A 25,590-nucleotide genomic window follows, 5' to 3' on the forward strand; every position below is an offset into this window, starting at 1 on the left:
AAATTTTAAGCATGCGAACACTGAACAAAATGCGCGTAAACTCAGTATTGAGTTGAGTTATAACGTGCATATTGAGATGTAAGACATGACATTAACTGAAGAACAAGAATCACGAATTATTGAAATGGCGTGGGAAGATCGCACGCCGTTTGAAGCGATTGAGCGTTTATACGGGCTTCCGGAGAAAGACGTAATAAAACTCATGCGTAAAAATCTTAAACAAAAAACCTTTAAAAATTGGCGAGAACGGGTGTCAGGTCGAAAAACCAAACATGCGAGTTTACGCCCAGAAGGTGTGGATAGAGGCTATTGCCCTTCGCAGTACAAATATAAAAGTGCCAACAAGTAGCGTTGAATAAATATCTGTTTGACGTTACTGGTTTAACAAGCTGAATTAACTTCACTTCTTAGGCGGAGTAATAGTACTAATGGGCAAAAGGAACGCGGTTAACTGCTGACGCATGGGGGTAGGAAAAACTATTGTGTTTTCTGATTGCAGAATACTCTTAGCGTGGTGAACCTGACGTAATAGATTTTGATAGGTGTCATTGCTTTGCTGTATTGCCTCTACCTTACTCATCATTAATTCAATAAACTCGGCGGGCGAAAAACTGTCATGTTTTCTAATCTCAAAGGCTAGCGCCTTGAGGACATAGGCTTCCCACTCGTTTCTGTAGCTCTCTTGTAAGCGTTCAGGATAAAGCGTTAAGTCAGATATATCCTGTGCTAAGTCTACAATATCAAGAGGATCATCAAAGAGGACACGAAACGCTAGAAGCGCTTCATCAGAGAGTCGAGAAATGGGAAGTTTTTCTTTGAACTGAGCATAGCGGCTTGGCACAAGAACACCTTCAAATTACTAATATTAAAGTCAAACAAAACGAGTTTACGCGCTGTATTAGACTAAAGTTTAATAAACTCAACTTTAAGTTTAAAGTTCAAGAGATTAAAAATACGTAATTTGCGGTAACTGAACTCACAATGGCGACAAGCCGTAACTAATTATGCACTGTTAAAGTGTGTACGCGTTCTTGCTGTTTGGCCCATCATTTGATGGGCCTTTTTTATGCAGTTTAAGTGCCCTCATTTTGTCGGTTTCGGTAAAGAATGCGAATTTGAAGCGCGTCAGTCATTCAACTTTTAAAGGAAAGCTTTACGCCGGCCAGTAATCTGCTGACGCTATCTACGACGTCAGCTCTGACAAACCATTCTACATCATGCTTTTCAGACAGCACGCCGCTTACCTCTAGTGAACCGCCGTGCCCAGTTCCCAAAAAATCTTCAATTAATTCAGCGCGTTCACCAAAGTTACTGTCTATGTAGGAATAGTATGCGAAGTATTCGATAGGATACGATGTGTTTAAAGCGCTTGCTGCGAACGCTCCGCTGGTGCCCACGACAAGTTTCGCAGCACTTTCATCGATACGCTGTACCAGTTCTAAAAAGGCGGTATCTTTATTGTTTAATCGAAACCGATATTCGGCACGAGCAAATGTACCATCGAGCATCTTTTCAAAACTGGCTTCGTAGCTATGTCGTTGCCCCATCTTGGCCGAATATTCAATTTCGAAATACTCATCCTCTCCGCCAATATTAAAGGCTGCAGATGCTTCAGCATTCGCAAGTTGACCAACGACTATTTCAATAGCGGTGTCGTTTTGCAATTGCCTTACATGACGTACCCCCGTTATCCAACCATCTTTCGACAAGCCGGTGGAAGAAACACGCCCTTTGTAAGTTGGAATAACGCCTAACTCAGTTTTCCCCGAATCGGTTTCATGCCTCAAGTACAGTCGCCTTGCGTAGAGATAATCAGTGGTGTCGCTGCCGAATGTATTGTGGCTTGATGAAAAGTCATCGCCAGTCACCACAAAGCTGTTTACTGACCACGCAGAAGTGATGGCAACAGAGGGGTAGTAACGCAGTCGATATTGTTCGCGGCTTGGGCGGTTGGAACGATTATCGTAACGAATCTGAATGTCTAGCTTCTGTGAGAAGGTGGGCGCTATTTGTTCTCCCTGAGCGTGAGTTCCTGCAATGGCTATTAGCGGTAAAATAACTAAAAAAGGATTTCGCACCTGTCTAATCCTAAACAACATGATTAAGTAGTTTATACATTAAATCTAATTAACAACGAATAGCGGCTTAAGGAAAAAAATACAAAAAAAAGCCGGCAGGGATGCCGGCAATAAGTGGAGTGGGACTCCAATGAGGGTAAAACACACAAAAGCATTAAAACTCAGGGAGATGTCTTAAAACTTGTATGCAGTATAGAACCAGTTTTTAAATAAGAAAATCGTTAAAAATTGATTGTAGTAATCGGAAAATTAGAATGTGCTGAATAGCGAATAGCGAATAGCGAATAGCGAATAGCGAATAGCGAATAGCGAAGAAAGAAAATTGGGCTACACAAAAAACAGCGTGTAGCCCAAAGGGGGGGGATTAGGCTAAGCCTAGCTTCTTTTCTAGGTAGTGGATATTAGTTCCACCCGCGAAGAAGTTTTCATCGGCCATAATGGCGCGCTGAAGAGGGATATTCGTTTTAATTCCTTCAACCACAATCTCTTCAAGGGCGTGGCGCATACGAGCAATCGCTTCGTCGCGGCTTTCACCATAAGTGATAAGCTTACCAATCATAGAGTCGTAGTAAGGAGGCACGTGGTAGCCCGCGTAAATATGCGACTCCCAACGAATACCTAAACCACCTGGCGCATGGAACATATCAATAGGACCAGGGCTAGGAATGAAGGTTTGTGGATCTTCTGCGTTAATTCGACATTCAATAGCGTGGCCACGAATTTGAATTTGCGACTGATCAATTGACAGTGGCTGACCGGCTGCAATGCGAAGCTGCTCTTTAATAAGATCAACGCCTGTGATCATTTCAGATACTGGGTGTTCTACCTGAATACGAGTATTCATTTCAATGAAATAGAACTCTCCGTTTTCATATAGAAACTCGAATGTACCTGCTCCGCGGTAGCCAATTTCGATACAGGCTCTGCGGCAGCGATCGCCAATCTTGGTGCGCATTTGCTCAGAAATACCCGGTGCTGGGGCTTCTTCAACTACTTTCTGGTGGCGACGCTGCATTGAACAATCACGCTCACCCAAGTGAATAGCGTTGCCTTGGCCATCGGCTAATACCTGAATTTCAACGTGACGTGGGTTTTCAAGGAATTTTTCCATGTAAACCGTTGAGTTGCCAAATGCAGCGCCAGCTTCCGCTTGCGTTGTTTCAATGGCTTTAATCAACTCGGCTTCGCTGCGCACCACGCGCATACCACGACCACCGCCGCCGCCCGCAGCTTTAACGATGATTGGGTAACCAATGCGCTTTGCAATCGCTTTGTTGCGCTCGGTGTCGTCTGTTAGCGGGCCGTCAGAACCAGGTACACAAGGAACACCAGCTTTTTTCATGGCGTTGATAGCAGAAACTTTGTCACCCATAAGGTTGATAGTTTCAGCTTTAGGGCCAATGAAAATAAAGCCGCTTTTTTCTACCGCTTCAGCAAAGTCTGCGTTTTCCGCTAGGAAACCGTAACCTGGGTGAATAGCAATAGAGTTAGTGACTTCTGCAGCAGCAATAATGCGAGGAATGTTCAGGTAGCTTTCGGTTGCTGATGCTTTACCAATACAAATTGATTCGTCAGCCAGCAACACGTGCTTCAAGTTTTTATCCGCAGTAGAGTGTACCGCTACGGTTTTGATGCCTAGTTCTTTACAGGCTCTCAAAATACGCAGGGCAATCTCACCACGGTTAGCAATAAGTACTTTATCTAGCATAGTTAAGCACTCGCTTATTCAATGATGAACATTGGCTGGTCAAATTCTACAGGGTCTTGGTTTTCAACCAAGATTGCCTTAACCACACCGGCTTTATCTGCTTCAATTTGGTTCATCATCTTCATCGCTTCAACGATACAAAGTGTGTCGCCAACTTTCACTTGCTGACCCACTTCTGCAAATGCTTTTGCCGTTGGTGAAGATGCACGGTAGAACGTACCTACCATTGGAGACTTAACAACGTGACCTTCTGGCTGAGCTGGCTCTGCTGGTGCTTCAGAAGCAGTGGTAGCTGCCGCAGCTGGAGCCGGTGCCATTTGCGGTGCAGCAGGTGCTGCAAAGCTGTAGTTCATTGGCGCTTGAACACCCGTTGGGCCACGGTGGATGCGTACAGACTCTTCGCCTTCAGTGATTTCTAGCTCGGCAATGCCAGATTCTTCCACTAGTTCGATGAGTTTTTTAATCTTTCTAATATCCATGTTCTGTCTCTGCTTTATTTATGCGATTTCGGTAAGTTGATTGCTGCAGTTAGCGCGAGCGAGTAGCCCATGGCACCAAGGCCAACAATGACGCCAGCTGCAACATCAGAAAAATAAGAATGATGACGAAACGGTTCACGAGCGTGAACGTTCGACAAATGCACTTCAATAAACGGGATATTGACACTTAATAATGCATCGCGAAGGGCGACGCTGGTGTGCGTGAAGGCAGCAGGATTAATAATAATGGCATCAACAGTACCCATAGCAGCGTGCACGCGATCAATCAGTTCAAACTCAGCGTTCGACTGAAAATGCGTTAGGTTCACGTTGCTTGACGCAGCCTGTGCTTGCAAATCATCTACGATGTCTTGCAAGGTTTGCGTGCCGTATTTGTCGGGTTCTCTTTGGCCTAACATATTCAGGTTAGGGCCGTTTAATAACAAAATATTCATCTAGTTTGCTGCTATCTTCGGGAAAAAGTCACGGTTATTGCCATTTCAACAAAATTTTGTGACGGTTGCACGAAAAAAAGCCAATTAATTTGCTCGTTTATTGTGTTAAATGCTGATTATAGTGATAGATAAAGATTTCGCAGCAAAATACTGGTCTAATCAGGTGTTTTCGGCGCAAAGTTTATTGGAAAGTTTGCTTATTTGCTGCTTGTGAAACCGCAGCATGTTGCACTCTCAGAAGGCGTTAGTGGGGGATGAGATGGTAGTTTTAACGAAAAGTATCAGTATGTATTGCTATAAATTCTAGGGCGAGGCCTTAGGTGGGGAGCTGTCGAGAGAAAAGGGGACACTTACGTACTTACCATGGAATTTGGCTACATATATGCCAAAGTGAAGGTGGGGTAAGGAAGAAAACCCCGTATTGCCGGTATAACCGATAAGCTGCCCGCGTTCCACGACTTGCCCTCTTGTCACAGCAACACCTTTATATTTCAGGTGGTAGTATTCGCCGGTGGTTCCGTCGCTATGAAGAATAACAACGTAGTTAGCGTATTTTGCAAACTTCGGCGTTGGCCCGCCTTTCGTGCCGTCATCTTTCGTGTCGATCACTATGCCTTCCCTGGCGGCTAAAATAGGTGTACCTACAGGCGCGGCAAAATCGAGAGCATACCTTGACGCACCAGAATGACTAAAATTGCCGTTAAAGCCTTGAACAATAGGGTATTTGCTAGCTGGCTGTAGCGGTGGCAGATACATATAGGCGTTGTCGTGTATTGCGTCTACGCGCCCCACCGTCCATTTAACGCGCATAGATGCCCAGAATGCGTCGGCATTTTTTACTACGCCAAGGGGCACTTGGTCATTGGTATCTAAAAATGCGTTAACGTGGGCTTTTGATTTAAGCTCCCCATTGCCTGTGGGAATGTCTCGCATAACATTGGAATACAGAGTTAGCGCTACGGGCAATTCTACTTTTCTCTGTACTGAAACTAAATAAAGAGAAGAAGACGAAGGCGTAAGCTCAAAACAAAAGCGTTTGTTATCAAAGCATCCCGTGGTTTTCGCTGTTACTGATAGGGAAAAAGTGAGCGGGATAAATAAGAAGGCCAGCATTGAAGCCAACCTACTTTTCTGAACCCCGTTCCTACCCAAGATAAAGAGAGCGGCGTCTCGCACCGCTCGCCATACTCGACATATGAGAAGAGGAAAGGCTTCGAATCGAAGCGCCTTAGTCCAAGCGACCACTTTGACCGTCATTAGTGTTAGACCCATTGTTAAGCCACTCTTTTACGTGACCGGCAAAGGCGTCTGCTTTCATAAACCCGGTGACACGGGCTTTGGTTAGCTCGTCGCCGTTTTCATCAAAGAACAAAATGGTAGGCAGGCCTAGCACAGTAAAGGTGTCAAAAATCTCCTGACGTTCTGGTGTGTTATCGGTAAGGTCCATTTGCATCCATACCGTATTGCTAAGTGCAGATACCACTTGCTCGTCAGGGAAGGTGTACTTCTCGAACTCCTTACAGGCTACGCACCAGTCGGCGTACAAATCGACCATCACGGTTTTACCTTGTGTGTTAGCCGCCGCAATTTTATTACGTAAGTCTGCCAAGTCTCGCGCAACAACAAAGTCTGGGTGCCCTGCGTGTACACCATCAGCCTGTTCGCCCCAAAGCCCAGTGTTTAGTCCTGCTTGATAGGTAAGGCCAGCACTTCCCATAATGCCTATTGCAACTACAACAGCACGTACAAGTTTCATCAGTGAATTCTTACTTGCGCGATTAAGTGCCCAGTAATAACCGAACAAACCGAAGCCAAGCAATCCCCATAGGAAGCCAGTGGCAGGGCTATTATATAAACGCTCAATAAACACAATGGCCACGGCAAGCATCATAAAGCCGAAAGTCACCTTAACCACATTCATCCAGTTACCTGCTTTAGGTAGGAGTTTTCCACCTGTCATGCCGAACAGAATAAGTGGAACGCCCATGCCAATACTTAACAAGTAAAGAGAAATAAAGCCCAGTGTCATATCGCCAGTTTGGGCGATGAATAACAATATGCCGGTTAGCGGGGCCGTTGTGCAGGGCGAAGCGATAAGGCCAGACAATACACCCATAACAAATACACCTGCGAAACTGCCGGGCGTTTGATTGTTACTCATGTGAGTGAGCTTTTCTTGATACTTTGCCGGTAGCTGAATTTCAAAGCCACCAAACAGGGCAACAGCAAGCGCCACAAATAGCACAATGAATACGCCCAGCACCACAGGGTGTTGCAGCGCAGCCTGAAACTGCGCCCCCGCCACAGCGACAACCAACCCAAGCAACGAGTATGTAATCGCCATACCTTGAACATAAACAAAGGTCAGCCAGAATGAATGCGATGCGGTTTTAGGCTTGCCCTGACCAATCACAATGCCCGACACGATGGGGTACATAGGAAATACGCAAGGCGTAAAAGCTAAGCCTACACCTAGTGCAAAAAATAGAGCTAAAGTGAGAGTAAGGTTATCTTTATCGATTAGCCTTTGCGCTAAATCAAACTGCTCGCTTTGCGAAGAGGCCGCTGCGTTATTTGAATTTGAGGTCGTATCTCTATCAGCAACTGCACTGCTTCCCACTTCATTTAAATACACGACTTTCACTGTGGGCGGGTAGCAAAGCCCTGCGTCAGCGCAGCCTTGATAGCGAATTTTAACTACGCTGTCACTGAGTGCTGACTCAATGGGTAAGGTAATAGATACGCCGTTATAAAACACTTCAGACTCGCCAAAAAACTCATCCTGAATCATTACCCCTTTTGGGTACTCAGGCTCGCCAATTTCGGCTTGTTTCGCCACAAACTTAAACTGCTTTAGGTACAGATAATAGCCGTCGGCAATATCGAAGCTTACCGTAAGCATGTCGCCTTTTTGGTTGAAATCAAACGCAAACGCTTGGTCTACATCTAAAAACTGGGGTTCATCCACGAACGGATCGTCAAAGGCATTGGGCACCTGAGCCAAGGCGAACGTGCTTAGTAACGTCATTAAACAAAATGCTGAAAGTACATAAGCGCTAAAGCGACGAAACAGTGAAGCTGATGCAGTGCCTGATGGGAAAGAAGGTAAAGTCATAAAGTTACAGTTCATTTATCTATTTTGCGTTGTCGTTATTTTTATTAATTACGTTTTAACTAGCGCTGTAGCGTGGTTTGTAACCACTGACCGTAAGCGCTGCTAGCCTCAGCATTAAGTTCTAACCATTCAGGGACATCGTACGGATGTAGTTCGCTTACTCTATCGAAGGCCTGTAAAACGTGTTGTGTGTTCGTTTTAATAAGCAGTTGGCATTCTGCGTCGGTTTCTACCTTCCCCTGCCACTCATAAACGGACTCTATACCCTTGATTATGTTGACGCAGGCGGCAAGCTTTTCTTCAACAAGCGTGCTGGCAATTAACTGCGCTGTCTTTTCATCGGGCGTGGTGCACAATACAAGCTTAATTGTCATGAACTTTTCCTACTTTATTTCGCGCCTGTTACTTTGCTAATGGGTCGATATGTAATTGACCTGAAAAGTCGCACTATTCTTTCATAGCTACAGTATATCACGGTCGTTATCGGTCGCTTTAAGTGGCTATTTAAGCGAAAGGGTGGGCACCTTTTCTTGTTATTACGTACAAAGACCCTATAACAGGTTGTGAATACATGAAAGAGGAAGCATTTTGCGGGTTTTATTTATACTGTTTGCCCTATTACCTATTTTAGAGATTGCGTTGCTGATAAATGTGGGCAGCGTGATCGGTGGTTGGAATACCGTTGGCTTGGTACTTCTTTCTGCCTTTATTGGTGCTTACTTTGTTAAACGCGAAGGCGTGAGTACACTGCAAACTGCACAAGAAAAAATGCAGCGAAATGAAGTACCAGGAAAAGAACTAGTTGAAGGCTTGATGCTGGTGGTTGCGGGTATTTTACTTGTAACGCCAGGCTTTATTACCGATATTTTCGGTTTCTTATTGGCAATGCCAGGCTCTCGTCACTTCTTTGCAGCTCAGGTCAGTAAGCACATGAAAATGCGTGTTGTCGCTCCGGGCATGGGCGGAAGCGCAGCTGGCTTCGGTCAAGGTGAGTCACCGTTTGGGCAAAGTCCTTTTGGAGATCGCCCTAACTCGCCCAATAGCGATGGTGATGTGTTCGAAGGTGAGTATACCGATCACACCACCAACTACCCAGATAAGCGCTTAAAATAACCAGCGACCGTTGACTATTGGTGTCTAGCGAAGGCTAATAGGCATTAGTCTCACCATACATTCCATCAGGTTATGAACGCTGTTTACCGCGATAAACGGCGTTTACTTGCCCAATAAAAAGAAGTGTTTAGCGAAAAAACCAATTTTTTTACATTTTTTTGTTTAAAAACCCTTGAAGTTATCTGGGTACTACCCCATCTATCCGTGCAGAAACGATTTTAACTGCTCAACAATGAGCAACCCAGGCACACAACATTTAGACAATCTGAATGTTTGTAATCACATAAATTTGAATAGTGGAATTTTCAGGAGACTTGAAAATGGCAATTCGTCCTTTACACGACCGCGTAATCCTTAAGCGCGCAGAGCAAGAAAGCAAATCTGCAGGCGGTATCGTTCTGACTGGTTCTGCAGCAGAAAAATCTACACGCGGCGAAGTAATCGCAGTAGGTAACGGTCGCATTCTTGAGAACGGCGAAGTTAAAGCGCTAGACGTTAAAGTAGGCGACACCGTTATTTTCAACGACGGTTACGGCGTTAAAACAGAAAAGCTGGATGGTGAAGAAGTACTAATCCTAAGCGAAAGCGACATTCTAGCGATTGTTGAGTAATTACAACTAACGTTAAAACGAATTTTAGAGGAATTTAATCATGGCAGCTAAAGAAGTACGTTTTGGTGATGACGCTCGCAGTAAAATGCTAAAAGGCGTAAACACACTAGCTAACGCAGTTAAAGTAACACTAGGTCCAAAAGGCCGTAACGTTGTTCTAGACAAGTCTTTCGGTGCACCAACTATCACTAAAGATGGTGTGTCTGTAGCGAAAGAAATCGAGCTTGAAGACAAGTTCGAGAACATGGGCGCTCAGATGGTAAAAGAAGTAGCGTCTAAAGCGAACGACGAAGCGGGTGACGGTACTACTACTGCAACCGTTCTAGCGCAAGCTATCGTAACTGAAGGTCTTAAGAGCGTTGCAGCGGGTATGAACCCAATGGACCTTAAGCGCGGTATCGACAAAGCGGTTGTTGCAGCAGTTGAAGAGCTTAAAGCCCTTTCTACTGACTGTGCAGACAGCAAGTCTATCGCACAAGTAGGTACTATCTCTGCAAACTCTGATGCAGAAGTTGGTGACATCATTGCTCAAGCAATGGAAAAAGTAGGTAAAGAAGGTGTAATCACTGTAGAAGAAGGCCAAGCACTTCAAAACGAACTAGACGTTGTTGAAGGTATGCAGTTTGACCGCGGTTACCTATCTCCATACTTCATCAACAACCAAGAAAACGGTACTGTTGAACTAGACAACCCGTTCATCCTATTGGTTGATAAGAAGATTTCTAATATCCGCGAACTACTTCCTACCCTTGAAGGCGTAGCGAAAGCTGGTAAGCCGCTTATGATCATCGCTGAAGATGTTGAGGGCGAAGCGCTTGCTACTCTAGTAGTAAACAACATGCGCGGTATCGTTAAAGTTGCAGCGGTTAAAGCACCAGGTTTCGGTGACCGTCGTAAAGCAATGCTACAAGACATCGCTATCCTAACTGGCGGTACAGTAATCTCTGAAGAAATTGGTCTAGACCTTGAAAAAGTTCAGCTTGAAGACCTAGGTACTGCTAAGCGCGTAGTTATCAACAAAGACAACACAACAGTTGTTGACGGTAACGGCGACCAAGAAGCGATTGAAGGCCGTTGTGCTCAAATCAAAGGTCAAATTGAAGACTCTACGTCAGACTACGACAAAGAGAAGCTTCAAGAGCGTCTAGCTAAGCTTTCTGGCGGTGTTGCAGTAATTAAGGTTGGTGCAGCAACTGAAGTTGAAATGAAAGAGAAGAAAGACCGCGTAGAAGATGCACTACACGCAACGCGTGCAGCGGTTGAAGAAGGTGTGGTACCTGGTGGTGGTGTTGCACTAGTTCGCGCAGCAGCTAAACTTGCTGAGCTAACGGGCGACAACGAAGACCAAACTGTAGGTGTTAAGCTTGCACTACGTGCAATGGAAGCGCCTCTACGTCAAATCTCTATCAACTCAGGTGCAGAAGCATCAGTAGTTGTTAACGAAGTGAAGAACGGCGAAGGTAACTACGGTTACAACGCAGGTAACGACACTTACGGCGATATGCTAGAGATGGGTATCCTTGACCCAACTAAAGTAACGCGCTCTGCTCTACAGTTCGCATCTTCAATTGCTTCACTAATGATCACAACTGAAGCAATGGTAGCTGAACTACCTAAAGACGAGGCAGCAGCTCCTGCAATGCCTGATATGGGCGGCATGGGCGGTATGGGCGGCATGATGTAATTCATCCCCCAAGCTTAACGCTTAAAAGAAAGGCGCTACTCGATGAGTTGGCGCCTTTTTTGTATTTACTGCTTCTCGGTTAACTTTGCCCCTGACCATGAATTGACCAGACTTTACTGGACAGTTGTTCTAATTAAGATATCCAATTTTCTACAAGTAGCCCTTTAACCCGATGAAACTCTCGTTCGTTGTTTGTAACAACGGTCAACCCTAAGCTACGCGCATGGCCCGCAATATGTTGGTCATTCACCCCAATCATTTGGCCGGACTTTTCCAAATTAGCTCTAATTGAACCATAATGTTGCGCTGCATGGTTGCCATACTCAAGAACTTCAAGCCTGGAGCAAAAGTCTTCTACCTGCCTGGTGTTATGTTCGACTTTTTGGCTTTTCTCACATCCATGCAAAAGTTCAGCTAATGTAATTGACGAAATAGCCATTCTGCCCGCTGATTCATTGAATTTTGATAAAACTTCCAAAGGGCGATTCTTGATGACATAAATACAAATATTGGTGTCTAGTAGGTACTTAATCATCAAAGCTTTCTCGAGCAGTTTGTTCTTGGCTCGCCCTCTCACTCATAAAATCATCTGTTACTGAATTGCTTGCATTAAAAAAGCTATCCCACGTATTTTCTATAGGGCTTAATACTCTTTCCTTACCTACAACTCGAACATTAACTGCTTTAACAGATTCGTCAAAACGTGCTTCTGCTGGCATCCTAACTGCTTGAGAGCGGTTGTTCATAAAAATTCTAGCTGTCGTCATTTTTACACCTCTTAATTGGTATATACCATTACTATATACATGAATTTAGTATATAGCAAAGGCATATGCCATAAAGTGTTATATGCACTTTGTTGTAATAAGAGCATACTTATAGCCAACTAGAAAAAGCTTCGTGTGTTTCGTCTTATTTATCGGAAGCTTAACGCATTAATAACTTTCCAGCGTTCTCTGCTTTGCCAAGTTTTCATAAACGAAGAATTTATATTATTTTCTGTTCTACATAAGCGAATTACACGCTTTCACAATTTATCGTTCCCACTATTGCGTTGTGTTAGTCGGTTTATTTGCAATTACACTTTAAAATTGCGTATAGACCTTAGTGCTGAGGTACAATTGGCACTAATTATTTCGTAAGGCAGAAAATTTTCATGGCAACGGCATCCGCACTTCACATTTTGGTTAAAACAGAAAAAGAAGCGCTTTCTATTTTAGAGCAGCTTAAAAAGGGTAAGGATTTTGCGACATTAGCAAAGCGTCATTCTAAATGCCCGTCGGGCAAGCGTGGCGGCGATCTTGGTGAATTTCGCCGAGGCCAAATGGTAAAAGCTTTTGATGATGTGGTGTTTAAGAAAGAAGTGCTTAAAGTGCATGGGCCAGTTAAAACTCGCTTTGGTTTTCATCTAATAAAAACGCTCTATCGTAGTAATTAAAGAGACAATTAACCAAATAACGCACAGCATAGCCGAAGTGTGGGCAACACATCTTACCCACTACACGCTCTCCACTAATATAGAAAGATTGTGCAGCCGAGTATTTTGTTTGGCTAGTTACCCGGCTCCCACTTTTCACCGCATACTGAATTTTTGGTAAATATGGCGTAAGGGCTGTTGGTCTCGTGAAGTGAACCGCGAAGTGCTGAACCGTGATCTACTTCAATAAAAGGTGTATCAGGCGCTTTGCCTTGCCCATCCAACATAAAATAATTGCTGGTATAGCTTGTTAGCATCATACGGTTTTCATAACCCATATCGGTTAAGCGAACTCGGGTAATCGCTTTGAACTTAGCGTTAGGGTTTGAAAGCCCTACAATCTTCTTAAAAAAGTAGCCTTTATCAGATTGCAGCTGCGAAAAACCGTTTAAGGTGTTAATCAAGGTTTTCAAATCTATGGCTTCGCGCTGCAACATAAAGTCGTGATGAATAGCATTCCCGTCTTTTCTAAGGCTGTCGTTCGACGGTGCTTTGCCAGCAGTATAGGCCTGCTCTGTTTCCAATGAAGAAAGATGCGCTTGCCCTTCCTCTGCATAGTGAACCAGTGCTCTTGTATTCATGTTTACGTAGTAGTCGCTAATCCCAGCAGGTACCACTTCAAATAGCATAACATCTGGGGTTACGGCGCCTCGCTCTTCGGGCGTTTGAGGGCCTTTAGCCACGCACTTGTCAGAGATGAAATAGTAATATTGGCCAGCTTCAATGGCGAAAGCTGTATTAGATAGCACCGCGCAGGTGGCCAGAAGTAGTAGCCTAGAAGTGAGCTGCTTAATTGCCGTTACAGCACTGCCTATTTGCATATCAAAGACGCCTTATTGTTTGATGCATTTATATAATACCAACTCATGCGGATTGGTATGAGGCGTCATTGTAAGGGGTAGTGGGTAAAAGCGCGAGTTAAGCTTTATAACGCGTTTTTGATCTAGTATGCAGCTCAGTAAAGCTAAGTAAGAACCTATTAGCCAAACCCACCATTAACGGGGGCGAAGGACGATAGTGTCGCTAGAGTAGTCTGTAGATATCTGTAAATTGTCGGCAAGTGCGGCAATAAGCGCGTCTACATCATTGGTGTTGAATAGCCCTGCTACTTGCATGTTAGCAAGCGCAGCATCACCTAAAACGACAGTTTTGTCCGTATATCGGCTTACTTCTTCAATCACGTCAATTAATTGCTCGCCGCGAAATACAATCTTGCCTTCACGCCAGCTTAAATCATTCGCGATATCTTCATCTGACACGGTCTCAACGGTGCTGTTAGGCAAAGATAAAAGCGATTTTTCACCTTGAACTAACGTCAGTGGCTGAGCCTGCGGTTTAATAATTGGAGCAATAATGCTTTCGCCATTCGCTTTGTTAAGTGTATAGCTGGCGACTTCTACCACGCCTTCGGTAACTACCAGTTCAAGGTCGCCGCGGTGATATTGCACATTAAAAGCAGTACCAACCGCCTGTATGGCTTTACCGGCTGCGAGTACATTGAGCGGGCGGGATTTGTCTTTCGCCACTTCGATATGAAGCTCGCCTTTAATAAGCTGGATAACCCGTGAGGTTTCAGTAAAAGCGATGTTCACTTGAGAGTTGGTGTTAAGCCATAGTGTACTGCCGTCCTCTAAGCTAATCCTTTTGTGCTCGCCCGGTTTGGTCGAGGCTTGTAAGGAGTAGCTTGCCATTTGTGCAACAGGTTCGGTTTGGTTAGACGGCGAGAATAAATTTAGCCCCTGATAACTTAACAGTCCAACCATTAAAAACGAGGCAGCAATGGCCAGCGGGCGCTTCCAAGTGACGGTGTGGTTTGCTTTGTGTTTAACGCTAGGCTCAGGTGTATGAGGTACGATATCAGCGAGTTCGCTAAGCACCGACATTTTGTCCCATAGCGCTACCATCTCGAGGAAAGTATCTCGATGTAATGGCGTTGCAAGCCATTGTTTTAACGCTTGCATTTCTTCGTCATCAAGCCCCTCGTCTAGCTTTACAAGCCATTCGCTGGCGGCATCAAGCACACGCTCATCGCTATTAAACTGTACAACGTTGCTATTGGTGTCTGACTTAGCGTTTTTTGTTTCGTTTGTTGAGCTATTCATGGGCGTCTCTCTTTACATCCGCCGTACTGTGTTGCCCACCACTTTGATAAGCATTCGGCCGTGTATGCGACGTCGTTTGTCGTCGCATAAACAAAGTGCATCTTTTTATTCCTTCAGCAATATGCTTTTCCACGGTTTTTTCGCTTATCTCTAATTCTTGGGCAATCTCTTTAAGAGAGTAGCCATACACTTTCTTCAATACAAATGCGCGCCTGCATTGCTTGGGAAGGGCGCGCACTGCGTCACAAAACAACTTAAACTCTTGCTGGGTGGCGTTGTTGTGAAATGTTTCATCTTCAACACCGCTAATTGCGCTTTCCAGTGCTGCCGCAACCTCTACGCTGTCGTCTACCATCCGCGTGTCAGCACGCTTCAAGTGATCGTAGGCCAAGTTTTTTGCGGTCTTAAACAAAAACGACTTGGGCTCTTTAATATGCTCAGTAGATTTAGCCTGACACAAGCGAACGTACGTATCTTGCAGTATGTCATCTACTTCTTTAGGCGGCACAAGACGCGACAGCATTTTGGCCATCGAGCCGCGCGCCGACATATAGGCATTATGTATGGCTGTTTCTATGGGCATATTGTTATTTTTTATCGTTGTTACTTACTAAGACGACAGCCACGCTATTTTCCCCCAGTATTTTCAACATTATCGCTCAAAAATTAAATTTGTTAATGGGTTGTATATAATGCGACGCTAGTTTAAAACAACACCAACAATAACGTGTAGGGTGACGCATACGCATCACACAATCTAATAATCAATAATAACAATAGCGTAAAACCGAATATGCCTTTGGCAAATGAACCATTCGACACAATAATCATGCTGCCTTTTAAGCCTAAAGCTTTAACGGTTGCGCTGTGCATGATGTCGTTCGGCGCAAGTCACACTGTTATTGCACAGTCAGTGCTGCCCCACCAACAAAAAGAAGTGATTACACAGAATACATCGCCGCTCTCCGCAATAGATTTCGCTATTCCTGCACAAAGTGCAGACGAGGCAATCATCGCGTTTGCCAATCAAGCCGAGCTGACCGTAGTCTTTCCCTTCAATAAAGTCAGGCATGTTTTTGCAAATGAAGTAAGTGGTAACTATACCCCGCAAGTAGCAATAGAAAAGCTTTTGGCTGGTACAGGCCTGAGTGCTGATATTGTCGATAACACCCGAATAAAAATAGTGCCTGCTAGCGATAGTGATGAAAACAATCACTTGCTTGGTCGTCTTTTTAACGCCATTACCGCACAAGACGATAGCTTGGTGACCGTACCGGATGAGCAAGGTAGTTACGACATTGAATACATTGAAGTAAGGGGCTTGCGAGCGCGTGTTGCTCAATCGGTGGGGATTAAACGCAACGCGAACGTCATCATTGATACTATTCAGTCGGTGGATATGGGTAAGTTCCCCGATCAGAACCTCGCAGAAGCGCTGCAGCGTGTGTCTGGCGTGTCTATTGACCGCGCAGAAGGTGAAGGCCAACTTGTTACGGTGAGGGGCTTTGGGCCGGAATTTAATCGGGTTTTACTAAACGGCAGGCCTATGGCAACGGATAAGCTCGGGCGCGAATTCAGCTTTGATACACTGGCCTCTGAGATTGTCAGCAGTGTTACCGTGCACAAACAAAGCCAGGCGACTATGCAGTCAGGTGGCATCGGCGCTACAATTGATGTTCACACCGCTAAACCTCTTTCTTTCAAAGGAATGAGGGCGGCTGGCAGCGTCAAAATGCAGTACGATACCAACTCGCAACAATACGCGCCTTCGACGTCTGCCATGTTCAGCAACACCTATTTAAATAATTCGTTTGGTATTCTAGCCTCTTTTACTCAGCACAAGCGCCAAGCGCGGTTAGAAGAAGCGCAAATCGATGGCTGGTTAGTAAATACTAACGTACCTGCAAGTGAGCTTAATGAAGACGTTCCTACATTGTACGTTCCCAGAAATTACGATCAAAGAGTGCGGTTTGATGATAGAACCCGTACGGGATCTGCGCTCGTTTTACAGTATAGACCCAACAACAAGTTAGAGCTTACGGCCGATTATCTGGGGTCGACATTCGATGTGGAGACCTCGGCAACCTCAATGGGTCATTGGTTCACGTCAAGCAATCTTGAAGATGTTATGGTGGATAAAAATGGCACAGCGGTGGCTTTTTCACAAAATAGCGGGCATGCCACAGACTTTCACGCTCGCACTTTTAACCGTTCATCGACCTTGAGAAGCTTCGGTTTTGCAACAAACTATATCGCGAGCGATAGCGTAATTGTTGATACTGATCTGTCTTATTCAATGGCTAATGTCGATGACAATAACGGAGAGGGCAATTCTCTCTCGCTTATCGGTTATCTAAATCGCTCTTCATTCGATCATCGTCAGTCGAATATATTGCCCGCAATATCGGGCTTTGAACAAGCCAACCCCCGTCAGGTAAATGCCTTGGGGGAGCAGGTTGGCGTGTCCCATTACTTAGATCCAGCCAACGGCCGTTCCCACGTGATGTTGCGCAGAGGATGGAGTGTTGACGACGATATAGGGCAAGCAAAAATCAATGTAAGCGTACTTGGCGATGATAACTGGTTTAGCAAAATTGACGTTGGTGGAGCATTAACTCAGCGCGAAAAAGCTAATGAAAGAAGAGACAACGAAGCCGACGCAAGACACTGTAGTTTTTGTGGCTATTTTGATGTACCAGATATCCCCGATAGCTTCCAAACTGTATTTGACGCAGGCGACGATTTTCTTGGGTCAATTAGCGGGCACGAGAACATACCTCATCAGTGGCTACGTCACGACGGTGATACGTTATTCCGTTACTTGGAGAGCACCGGTGATGTCAGTCTAGCCGCTGAAACACGGGGAAGTTCTTTCGCGGTCAAAGAAACGGTGTATGCGGGGTATGCTCAGGCCGCTATCGAAAAGGATTTTGCGCCTTGGTTTATCGATGTGCATTTAGGGCTACGCGCTGAGTATACTGACGTAAAAGTAAGCGGTGTCGATGAACAATTATCGGCGTTAGTCATTTTAGACCAAACCGAGCTGGGGCAAGAGTTTGGCGCCTCGGTAAGCATTAATGAATCGTCAAACTACACCAACGTTCTACCTAGTGTAAGCCTTAAAGCCAGCTGGTTAGATAGCTGGGTATTTCGGGCTGCTTACAATCACAGTATCACCCGTCCAACCTTAGAACAGATGGCGCCGGGTGTAACCTATACCACCACGCGACAAGGTGGGGATCTGAGAGCGCGTATAGGAAACGCACAGCTATTGCCCTTCGAGGCAAAAAACATTGATTTGGCCATTGAGCATTACTACCAGGAAAATAGCTATATATCGGCAGGTTACTTTAGAAAAACGGTAGATAATTTCATTGTTAATGAAAGCAGTACACAAACCTTTAATAACGTGACTGACCCTAGCACCGGCACAGACCCAAATGCGGTTGATGATGCTGATGCGTTAGCGCAGTTTTCCGTAATATCTCCTAGCAACGGTGAGTCTGCAACGGTTGAAGGGGTAGAGGTAGCAGTACAGCATTTGTTTGGCGAGTCAGGGTGGGGAATTCAGGCCAATGCGAGCTTTGTAGACAGCAACGCTGAATTAGACACCGCCAATATCCGTTCAACCTTCGCACTTACGGGGTTGTCGGGTGCCAAAAACATGGTGCTTTTTTATGAAAAAAATGCGCTGCAATGGCGAGTGGCCTGGAACCAGCGAGAAGGCTTTTTACAATCACTGAATCAAACCCAAAGCACTGAGCCCACCTTTGTCAGCCCTTACCAGCAGTGGGATATGAGTCTGTCATATCAGTTCAGTCCAAGGGTTTCTATATTCTTTGAAGGCATCAATATTACTAACGAAACAGTGCACAAACGTGGTCGATTCAGTAACCATTTGTTGTTAGTGCAAGATGCAGGCGCCCGCTATGCAGTGGGCGTTAACATCACCTACTAACCGCCTTATTTATCCTAATTCATAGCGCTCTATGATGTTGGCGTACCTTGTTCCAATGCCTCTATTTCTTTCCATAGTTGTTCAGATTGCGCTGTGAGCAAGGAGTACGTTTTTATATCGCCGTTTCTTTGTGCATGCATGGCTTTCTCAAGAAGGGCGTCATACTGCTTTCGCATCTTTTTGGTTGGGTTGCTTTTGAAAAGTCCAAACATAATAAACATCCTATACGGTGATTTAGCGAGGAAACGTTTGAAAATAAAGTTTCGATCACCTTTTTGTATGAATAAACCTTCATGAATATTTTGCACAAGGCACACAATTGTGATGCTGCACGCGCAGACTACTCTATAGATGTTACGTCATGCCCTGTTAAAAAGGGGGTCAAAAAGCGATACTGGCGTTTGCGGTTAGCCTGCCTTCTTTCACATCAACAGAATCCGAAATATCGTTAGGTAAACAGCCGCTGTGCAGCAAGTTGGCTGGATACAACACTGCGCGATTAAACATAGGCTCAATACGGGCGATTTGGGTGAACATGGCGGTATCACCGTTTATGTACGCTTTAGGTGGTAACCCTACGCTGGTGGCCTGACGTTTTAAGGTTTTAAAATAGCTTTCGTATTGCGCTGCATTAACCCGCTCTAACCCCGTTTCAATATGTCGATAGAATGCAGTACCGCCCAAAGGTGCGCTAAACAGATAGTGCACCAATGCCCATTCATTATCCTTTTGTGTATCGATGTGCGGAATACATTGAATGGGCGATAAACTTTTCGGCGCTTGATTGGCTATGGAAAGTTGCACTAGGGGTATTTGAAGCGGCTTTTCCACGCCAAAATCTTGTAGCCCATTATGCGAAGCAAGTTGGCTAAACAGCAGTGGAAGCGAGGTATGTAGGTGTTCGACATACTCCTGAGGCGGGTGACTTCTCACCCCAGGATAAAAGTCGCCATCTCGTTTTGTAAATGGGTGGTGTTGAGCAATTGTTTCTACCAAACTCAGCGGGTCTGGTATGAAACCATCGATAACAACAATCGGTGTGGCTTGCTCACCAACCTTAATCAATTCGTAGTTTGAAACCATGCGTCTGCGTTTTTATTCGCCTTGTTCTTTTTGTCGATAAGGGCATAGATTTGTGCGTTTGACGCTATGAGCGTGTAAATGCTTTGCAGCATGTGTTGTGCATGCAAATCAGCAATCGCGTCAGCACTAAGCGCCGCAAGCTTATCTTCATCAATGGTATATAACCCTGTTATAGACGTTTTGCTTTCGTTTTCAAAAGTAATATCTAGGGTGAATGGTGTGATAAGGTTATGCTGTTGCAGCGCGGCAATAAAACGTTGATTTTGCGTTTCACCGTCAAGAAGCTGAGCAAGGATCTGCTGCTTTGCTAACAGGTAGTTACTGGGCTCTCCCGTGTTATCAAAAAGCGGTGTACCTTTTTCTTCGCTTACTGAAGCGTTATCCATATCAATGCACAGTACCCGGTTGCTGCTGTCAGCGCTTTGCGCTTCCGTTCCTACATAAAAAGGCAGGCGTTCAAACTGTGCGGGAATATAAACCGCCTCCCATTCACCTTGTTGCCAAAATAGGTTTTCTTTTTCTTCAAAACCTAACAAGGCAGACAAGCCAAATTGTCCAGAATCGTCAAATTTGGTGATCACCACGGGGTAATGTACCACAAGCTTGTTGAGTTCAGAGACCACCACAGGAACAAGGTGCTGATTGGCACCAAGTGACAATGCATCGTCGGTTACTTTCAAATCTGCATGTTGTTTATTATTAATGGCAACCATGTGAGTCATACGTAGGCCCTGTTTATTGATTTACGTTAAACGGCCTGCAGGCCGAATTGGTGAATTTTATTAATAAGTTCGCGATGTTTAGGCAGTTTCTCCACCGCCATGCCGCGAGCTTTTCTGTTCTGCATCAACTGTTGCTTAGCAAAGTCGGCGTTTACCCATTGCTGATGTGCGCCTAAATCTGAGGTAAACCCCATACCGTACAGGACATACTGATAGCTTGCCGCGGGGAATACCTCGTTGTTGCTGGTAAAGTCTTTGTCACTAGGTGGGTGGTATTGCCACAGTGCGAGTAATTCTTTTAATGAATCCGGAACAGTATGACTATCGCGATTGTCCCGCCAAAATGCGCTGTCTTCTCGCTTACTCAACATGTAATGCAGCTTTAAGAAGTCGATAATTCGCTGCCAACGGTAAGAAAAGGTGTCGTTAAAGCGCTTCGCCACAATATCCATTACCGCTCGGTTTGCTGGTAACTGTTCAGCAATCATTGAGGCAGAGAGCTCCACCAGTACAAGCGCTGAGGCTTCTAATGGCTCTAGAAAGCCCGCCGCTAGCCCAACAGCCACGCAGTTATTTTGCCAAAAGCGCTGCCTGTGTCCGCTTTGAATAGTAATGTCTTTTACGTTTATCCCATCTATGCCGTTTAACGTGCTGGTTTGGCGAACGTATGTGTCTAAGCGAGCATAGGCGTCATCTTTACTCTGATGCCTACTGGAATAGACGTGGCCTACACCTCGGCGTGACTGCAAACCGATATCCCAAATCCAGCCAGCGTCTTGTGCGGTGGAGATAGTGTGGGAAGCAATAGGACTTTGCGGGGTGTCATAAGGCACGTGTACTGCTAATGCTCGGTCGATAAAAAGTACATCGTCACAGGGAATAAACGGCACCTTGTAGTGTTCGCCGAGCAGCATAGATTTGAAGCCGGTACAGTCAACAAAGAGGTCGCCTTCTACTGTTACACCTTGCTCGGTATGAAGGGCTTTGATATCGCCGTTATTGCTGCTTTCGACGCGGTTAACGTCGGCCAACACATGGTGTACACCTAGTTTTTCAGTGCAGTGTTTGGTTAAAAAGGCAGTAAATTTTCCTGCATCAAGGTGATAAGCATAGTTTGCGGTGCCTGCAAACTCTGCGTGGCGTATGCTTTTAGGTGCACAGCCTGCTTCGCATATAGCTTCTTGAACACATACTGCATGGGAAAAAGACTCGTTTAATTCTGGTGCTACAGTCTGCCAGTAAGGACCTAAATTTGTTTGCGAAAACCCTTGGGGCAGCATAAGAGGGTGGTAGTAAAAATCGTGCTCTTCACCAGTGGTCCACTTAGCAAACTTTGCTCCTTGCTTGAATGTAGCGTCACATTCTTTGATAAAAGTGGTTTCGCTAATACCCAATGCAATTAGTGTTGAGCGCATGGTTGGCCAAGTGCCTTCGCCCACGCCAATAATAGGTACATTGGGGCTTTCTATTAAGGTTACCTTAATGTCTTTACGGGTAGCGCACCGATGTTGTGCTGCAATACGACCAGCCGTTAGCCACCCTGCGCTACCGCCACCAACTACTACAATGTGCGTTATGGGAGTTGCTGTTGTCATACTGATTTCCTGAATAAAAACTGTGGCTACCAAATGGTAGCCACGAATGTGGGACCAACAAATGCCGGCCCCAATTACGCGAAACTAAAAGTTTCCGCGCACACCGAAGGCCCAACGTCTGCCGCTGTCTTCAACCAACAGCAAGTGATTAGAGAAGCGACCGCGTTTATGTACAAACTCTTCTGTAAGGTTAATACCTTCAAAGAAGATTTCTACACTGTCTGTCACGCTGTAGCTACCGCTAATGTCAAGCTGTTGATAAGACTCAACAATGGTTGGGCCGTCACCCTGCCCTTGTGTTAACGACTGAACAAACTCATCACGCCAGTTATAGGCAAGACGAATTTGATAATCGTCAGTTTCATAAAATGCCACCAAGTTGTAAGAATCGCTTAACCCGGTTAGTGCAAATACCTGATTAATATCGAATGGATCGAGCTCGGCGTCACTGTCAACGATAGTTCCGTTGGCAAGTACCCCAAAGCCGTTATCGAAGGTGTGCTGAAGCGCAAGCTCGAAGCCGTCTACCGTTGCGTCTTCACCGTTATTTGGCAGAGTATTGGTAAACACAGCAACGTCGTCACTCGCATCTGGCGCGCTAGCGTTAGCGCCTGTAGAGGGGTCTGTCAGCAAGCTGCCGCCAGCAAGCTCGAAGGTTTTGTCTTCTTGGCTATTAACAATAAAGTTCGATACCAGCTTTCTGAAGTAACCAATCGATGCATAGCTTGCTTCGTCATAGTAATACTCTAGTGACAAGTCCAAGTTATCCGATTTGAATGGCTCTAACGCAGGGTTACCACTGGTAGACGTTAAATCACCACCTTGGCGGGTGGTTGTAATTACTGTTACCGGCGACATGCTGTTAAGCGTAGGACGAGTAATAGTTGAACTCGCCGCAAAGCGCGCAATTAAATCGTCGGTAATTTCTAAACGTACGCTGAAGTTAGGTAATAGCACGTCGTAATCAGACTCAGTGGCAATACTTTGCGCATCGCCAAAACCAGCCAGCATTTCGGTTTGATCCAGAATCGTTAAGCCCGTTATTGGCGCTTGCGTTCCGTTAACCGTCACATCCGTCATTTCATAACGCACACCAGCGGTTGCGCTTAAGAACATGTCTGCAACTTCGCCTTCAAAGTCGAATTCCATATAGGTAGAGATAATATCTTCTTCAACTTCAAAGCTGTTATTGCGACGCACCGCATCAAAACTAATCGACTCACCGTTGACGCTTTGATAATAAGACTCTAAAAACGCAAAGTTGGCTTCGCCATCATGGGCAAGCCAAGAAGTGGGCATGCGACCGCTACCACTTACGTCAGAAAGAAAATCGCTGCCTGCGTCAAAAACGTATTGGCTGCCTGCTGGGATCTCAGGTAAGTCTGGGTAACCACAGTAAGTACAGTGAATACCTACACCTTCATTGTCCCAACGGGTAAGTGATTTGGTTTCGGTGCTGTACTGTGCGCCAAAGCGAATTTCAGTTAAGCCGCTGCCATCTGTTACGTATTCGCCGTCAAAGCGCAGCTGGCTCACTTCATCTTCTACCGCCCAGCCTCGACGCAGCATTACGTGAGCTCGGCTGTTAGCTTCATCAAGATGATTGCTCACACCATCAGGTGTCAGTGCAGGGTTGTATATAGGGAATCCGTCAGGACCAGTAACAATCGCGCCATCTAGTTCTTGTTGTCCGCTATAAATATTGTCATTAGGCGAAGCGAACATGCTGGCAAGTGGTAAAATGTTGTCATCTACTTGGAATCGTACGCGGTTGGCATAACCAATAAGTGAAAGCTGATCGCCGCCACCATTATTGGCTTCGCGTTCGGCTTCTGAATGACTTAAATCAAACGATAAATTCAGATTATCAGAGTACTGGTAATCAAAGTTAAGGCCTAAGGCATAGGTATCGGTTAAACGGTCGAACGTTTTGGCGTGCATGTCCGTCGCCAAACCTACCTCTTGGTATAAATCGACAATAGTACCGTTTGCATCAACCGTTGGGCTGCGGCGATTGCCGTTTTCATCAAATAGGCTGCCGTCATCACCTACACCCTGAATGTTAGGTGCAGTAAACCAATGGCCGTAAGACGTTGCTTCAGACTCTACGTCAAAATCTGAATACAATGCGTCAGCAGTTACAACTAGCTTGTCGTTAGGTGCATATTGGAATACAAGGTTAGCGTTTGTACGGGTACGCTCTTCAAAGGTCACTTTGTGATCGTAGTTTCGCGGTGAAAATACATTGCCTGTCCAAGCGTCGCCTGATTGGGTAACAGGGTTTGGCACGCCAACGTTTTCTAGCCAACCGTCCATCTGAGCCTGGTTAAGGCGAGTCTCACGCTCTTGATGTGAAACGGCAAGTAATACACCGAAGGTGTCGTCATTGAACGTGTTGCTAATAAGGCCAGAAAATTGCGGCGTAGTTTCTTCGCTATTTTCGTCGTACACGCCTTTTACCGAGCCCGCCATTTTAAAACCGTTTAATGCAAACGGGCGCGCGGTATTAATATTAATGGTAGAGCCTACACCACCAGACTGCATTGTGGCCGTTGACGTTTTATGCACGTCAAGGCTGCTTACTAACTCAGAAGCAATCGTGTCGAAACTGAACGCACGCGAATCGTTTTCAGACGCCATCTGACGGCCATTTACCAACACGGTGTTAAACTGTGGTCCAAAACCACGTACGGTAATTAGCTGGCCTTCACCGCCTGAACGGTCGATAGATACGCCGGTAATACGCTGTAGTGATTCAGCTAAGTTGGTATCGGGAAAATCACCGATGTCTTCTGCGCTAATGGCGTCGACTACGCCAGCAGAGCTGCGTTTAACATCCATCGATTTAGCAACCGATGAGCGGATACCACTTACCTCAATCACTTCTACGTCTTTATTGGGTTGCGCGTCTTGGGCAAATGCACTATTTGCAGAAATAGCCGACGCTAAAACTGCTGCCACTGAGCATGCAAGCTTGGTTTTCCTATACATGATGGTGTGTGTCCTAATCGTTAATTTTAATGCGCCTTATGGTGTGCACCCCACTTGGCTTTTTCTCACAGCATTTCGCTGTTAATTCATCAAGACGACACGGTTTGTAAAATCCCCCAAATTTATTTAACAATTTTTTAAATTAATTTAATCACCTTATTTAAAAGGCGTGATTTCTTCGACATCGATTAGTGTAATCCACCTTTACGTATGTTTAAAAAATGTACAATTATTAGTGTATTCACAGAATAAATGCTACTTCATCTACTTTATTTATCGCCTGTATGCCATTTCTATATAAATATTAGTTATGACTTCGAAGTAAATGATACTAGTGATGTATGTCCATATAGCGTAGCTTTGCCGCAGTTTCGCTTGAAAAATAAGCGAAATAAGCGGTGCTATTCGAAGCAAAATAA

At 45.2% G+C, this 25,590-nt stretch carries 24 protein-coding genes; 6 read left to right on the forward strand and 18 right to left on the reverse strand.

The genetic code is table 11. The features are described 5' to 3' along the window. The first annotated feature begins 85 nt into the window (after positions 1-85). Positions 86-349: a TIGR03643 family protein gene (locus ACXAGV_RS04450; protein ID WP_474872220.1), complete on the forward strand. Its 264-nt coding sequence runs from the start codon at positions 86-88 to the stop codon at positions 347-349. A 51-nt stretch (positions 350-400) separates the two neighbouring features. On the opposite strand, the gene ACXAGV_RS04455 is transcribed toward ACXAGV_RS04450, so the two are convergent. The 8 genes from ACXAGV_RS04455 to cutA all read right to left on the reverse strand — a co-directional run bounded on the left by ACXAGV_RS04455 (position 401) and on the right by cutA (position 8,209). Continuing rightward, positions 401-841, reverse strand: a complete 441-nt coding sequence (locus ACXAGV_RS04455) for a hypothetical protein (protein ID WP_474872221.1) — start codon at positions 839-841, stop codon at positions 401-403. Between the two features lie 292 nt (positions 842-1,133). Beyond that, positions 1,134-2,078 (reverse strand): hypothetical protein, encoded by a 945-nt coding sequence (locus tag ACXAGV_RS04460; protein WP_474872222.1) that lies wholly within the window; start codon positions 2,076-2,078, stop codon positions 1,134-1,136. A gap of 364 nt (positions 2,079-2,442) precedes the next feature. Further along, positions 2,443-3,786, reverse strand: coding sequence for an acetyl-CoA carboxylase biotin carboxylase subunit (gene accC / locus ACXAGV_RS04465; RefSeq protein ID WP_474872223.1), 1,344 nt, complete (start codon positions 3,784-3,786; stop codon positions 2,443-2,445). Positions 3,787-3,800: 14 nt separating this feature from the next. Beyond that, the gene (gene accB / locus ACXAGV_RS04470) at positions 3,801-4,265 is read right to left on the reverse strand and encodes an acetyl-CoA carboxylase biotin carboxyl carrier protein (RefSeq protein ID WP_014951276.1); all 465 of its coding nucleotides are present in this window, start codon (positions 4,263-4,265) and stop codon (positions 3,801-3,803) included. A gap of 14 nt (positions 4,266-4,279) precedes the next feature. Next, entirely contained in the window at positions 4,280-4,720 is a 441-nt protein-coding gene (gene aroQ, locus ACXAGV_RS04475; protein WP_474872224.1) for a type II 3-dehydroquinate dehydratase, read from the reverse strand. A gap of 303 nt (positions 4,721-5,023) precedes the next feature. Further along, entirely contained in the window at positions 5,024-5,833 is an 810-nt protein-coding gene (locus ACXAGV_RS04480; RefSeq protein WP_474872521.1) for a M23 family metallopeptidase, read from the reverse strand. Positions 5,834-5,948: 115 nt separating this feature from the next. After that, entirely contained in the window at positions 5,949-7,835 is a 1,887-nt protein-coding gene (locus ACXAGV_RS04485; protein WP_474872225.1) for a protein-disulfide reductase DsbD, read from the reverse strand. Between the two features lie 59 nt (positions 7,836-7,894). Continuing rightward, positions 7,895-8,209 carry a divalent-cation tolerance protein CutA gene (gene cutA, locus ACXAGV_RS04490; protein WP_014951272.1) on the reverse strand — a complete coding sequence of 105 codons (315 nt, stop codon included), beginning with the start codon at positions 8,207-8,209 and terminating at the stop codon, positions 7,895-7,897. Positions 8,210-8,423: 214 nt separating this feature from the next. Between cutA and ACXAGV_RS04495 the strand changes: the two genes are divergently transcribed. From ACXAGV_RS04495 to groL, 3 genes are all read left to right on the forward strand, one after another. Then, on the forward strand, positions 8,424-8,948 hold the full coding sequence (locus ACXAGV_RS04495; RefSeq protein ID WP_474872226.1) for an FxsA family protein: 525 nt from the start codon (positions 8,424-8,426) through the stop codon (positions 8,946-8,948). Between the two features lie 320 nt (positions 8,949-9,268). Next, complete coding sequence (locus ACXAGV_RS04500; RefSeq protein ID WP_012520088.1) at positions 9,269-9,559, forward strand: co-chaperone GroES; 291 nt, start codon at positions 9,269-9,271, stop codon at positions 9,557-9,559. Between the two features lie 40 nt (positions 9,560-9,599). After that, positions 9,600-11,243 carry a chaperonin GroEL gene (groL, locus tag ACXAGV_RS04505; RefSeq protein WP_474872227.1) on the forward strand — a complete coding sequence of 548 codons (1,644 nt, stop codon included), beginning with the start codon at positions 9,600-9,602 and terminating at the stop codon, positions 11,241-11,243. A gap of 133 nt (positions 11,244-11,376) precedes the next feature. Here groL and vapC read toward each other — a convergent pair whose 3' ends face one another. Both vapC and vapB read right to left on the reverse strand, forming a co-directional pair. After that, positions 11,377-11,778 carry a type II toxin-antitoxin system tRNA(fMet)-specific endonuclease VapC gene (gene vapC / locus ACXAGV_RS04510; RefSeq protein WP_474872228.1) on the reverse strand — a complete coding sequence of 134 codons (402 nt, stop codon included), beginning with the start codon at positions 11,776-11,778 and terminating at the stop codon, positions 11,377-11,379. Then, on the reverse strand, positions 11,771-12,010 hold the full coding sequence (gene vapB / locus ACXAGV_RS04515; RefSeq protein ID WP_474872229.1) for a type II toxin-antitoxin system VapB family antitoxin: 240 nt from the start codon (positions 12,008-12,010) through the stop codon (positions 11,771-11,773). The genes vapC and vapB overlap by 8 nt, the downstream gene beginning before the upstream one ends. A 389-nt stretch (positions 12,011-12,399) precedes the next feature. Here vapB and ppiC point away from each other — a divergent pair, with 389 nt between their 5' ends. Next, the gene (gene ppiC, locus ACXAGV_RS04520; RefSeq protein WP_071953019.1) at positions 12,400-12,681 is read left to right on the forward strand and encodes a peptidylprolyl isomerase PpiC; all 282 of its coding nucleotides are present in this window, start codon (positions 12,400-12,402) and stop codon (positions 12,679-12,681) included. A 113-nt stretch (positions 12,682-12,794) separates the two neighbouring features. On the opposite strand, the gene ACXAGV_RS04525 is transcribed toward ppiC, so the two are convergent. From ACXAGV_RS04525 to ACXAGV_RS04535, 3 genes are all read right to left on the reverse strand, one after another. After that, positions 12,795-13,541 carry a hypothetical protein gene (locus ACXAGV_RS04525; protein WP_474872230.1) on the reverse strand — a complete coding sequence of 249 codons (747 nt, stop codon included), beginning with the start codon at positions 13,539-13,541 and terminating at the stop codon, positions 12,795-12,797. Positions 13,542-13,715: 174 nt separating this feature from the next. Continuing rightward, positions 13,716-14,822 (reverse strand): FecR family protein, encoded by a 1,107-nt coding sequence (locus ACXAGV_RS04530; protein ID WP_474872231.1) that lies wholly within the window; start codon positions 14,820-14,822, stop codon positions 13,716-13,718. Further along, complete coding sequence (locus ACXAGV_RS04535; RefSeq protein WP_474872232.1) at positions 14,815-15,405, reverse strand: sigma-70 family RNA polymerase sigma factor; 591 nt, start codon at positions 15,403-15,405, stop codon at positions 14,815-14,817. The genes ACXAGV_RS04530 and ACXAGV_RS04535 overlap by 8 nt, the downstream gene beginning before the upstream one ends. A gap of 210 nt (positions 15,406-15,615) precedes the next feature. Between ACXAGV_RS04535 and ACXAGV_RS04540 the strand changes: the two genes are divergently transcribed. Then, positions 15,616-18,780, forward strand: coding sequence for a TonB-dependent receptor (locus ACXAGV_RS04540; protein WP_474872233.1), 3,165 nt, complete (start codon positions 15,616-15,618; stop codon positions 18,778-18,780). A gap of 29 nt (positions 18,781-18,809) precedes the next feature. Here the strand turns inward: ACXAGV_RS04540 and ACXAGV_RS04545 are convergent, their stop codons facing one another. The 5 genes from ACXAGV_RS04545 to ACXAGV_RS04565 form a co-directional block, all read right to left on the reverse strand. Then, on the reverse strand, positions 18,810-18,992 hold the full coding sequence (locus tag ACXAGV_RS04545) for a DUF6435 family protein (RefSeq protein WP_474872234.1): 183 nt from the start codon (positions 18,990-18,992) through the stop codon (positions 18,810-18,812). 169 nt (positions 18,993-19,161) lie between these two features. Continuing rightward, a complete protein-coding gene (locus ACXAGV_RS04550; protein WP_474872235.1) occupies positions 19,162-19,863 on the reverse strand; it encodes a DUF6445 family protein in 702 nt (233 codons plus the stop codon). Then, complete coding sequence (locus tag ACXAGV_RS04555; protein ID WP_474872236.1) at positions 19,842-20,585, reverse strand: SapC family protein; 744 nt, start codon at positions 20,583-20,585, stop codon at positions 19,842-19,844. Before ACXAGV_RS04555 ends, ACXAGV_RS04550 begins: the two co-directional genes overlap by 22 nt. Positions 20,586-20,611: 26 nt before the next feature. After that, complete coding sequence (locus ACXAGV_RS04560; protein WP_474872237.1) at positions 20,612-22,180, reverse strand: tryptophan halogenase family protein; 1,569 nt, start codon at positions 22,178-22,180, stop codon at positions 20,612-20,614. A gap of 84 nt (positions 22,181-22,264) precedes the next feature. Continuing rightward, positions 22,265-25,171, reverse strand: a complete 2,907-nt coding sequence (locus ACXAGV_RS04565) for a TonB-dependent receptor (protein ID WP_474872238.1) — start codon at positions 25,169-25,171, stop codon at positions 22,265-22,267. Between the last annotated feature and the right edge of the window lie 419 nt (positions 25,172-25,590).

This window comes from Alteromonas sp. ABH4_453, assembly GCF_056160665.1.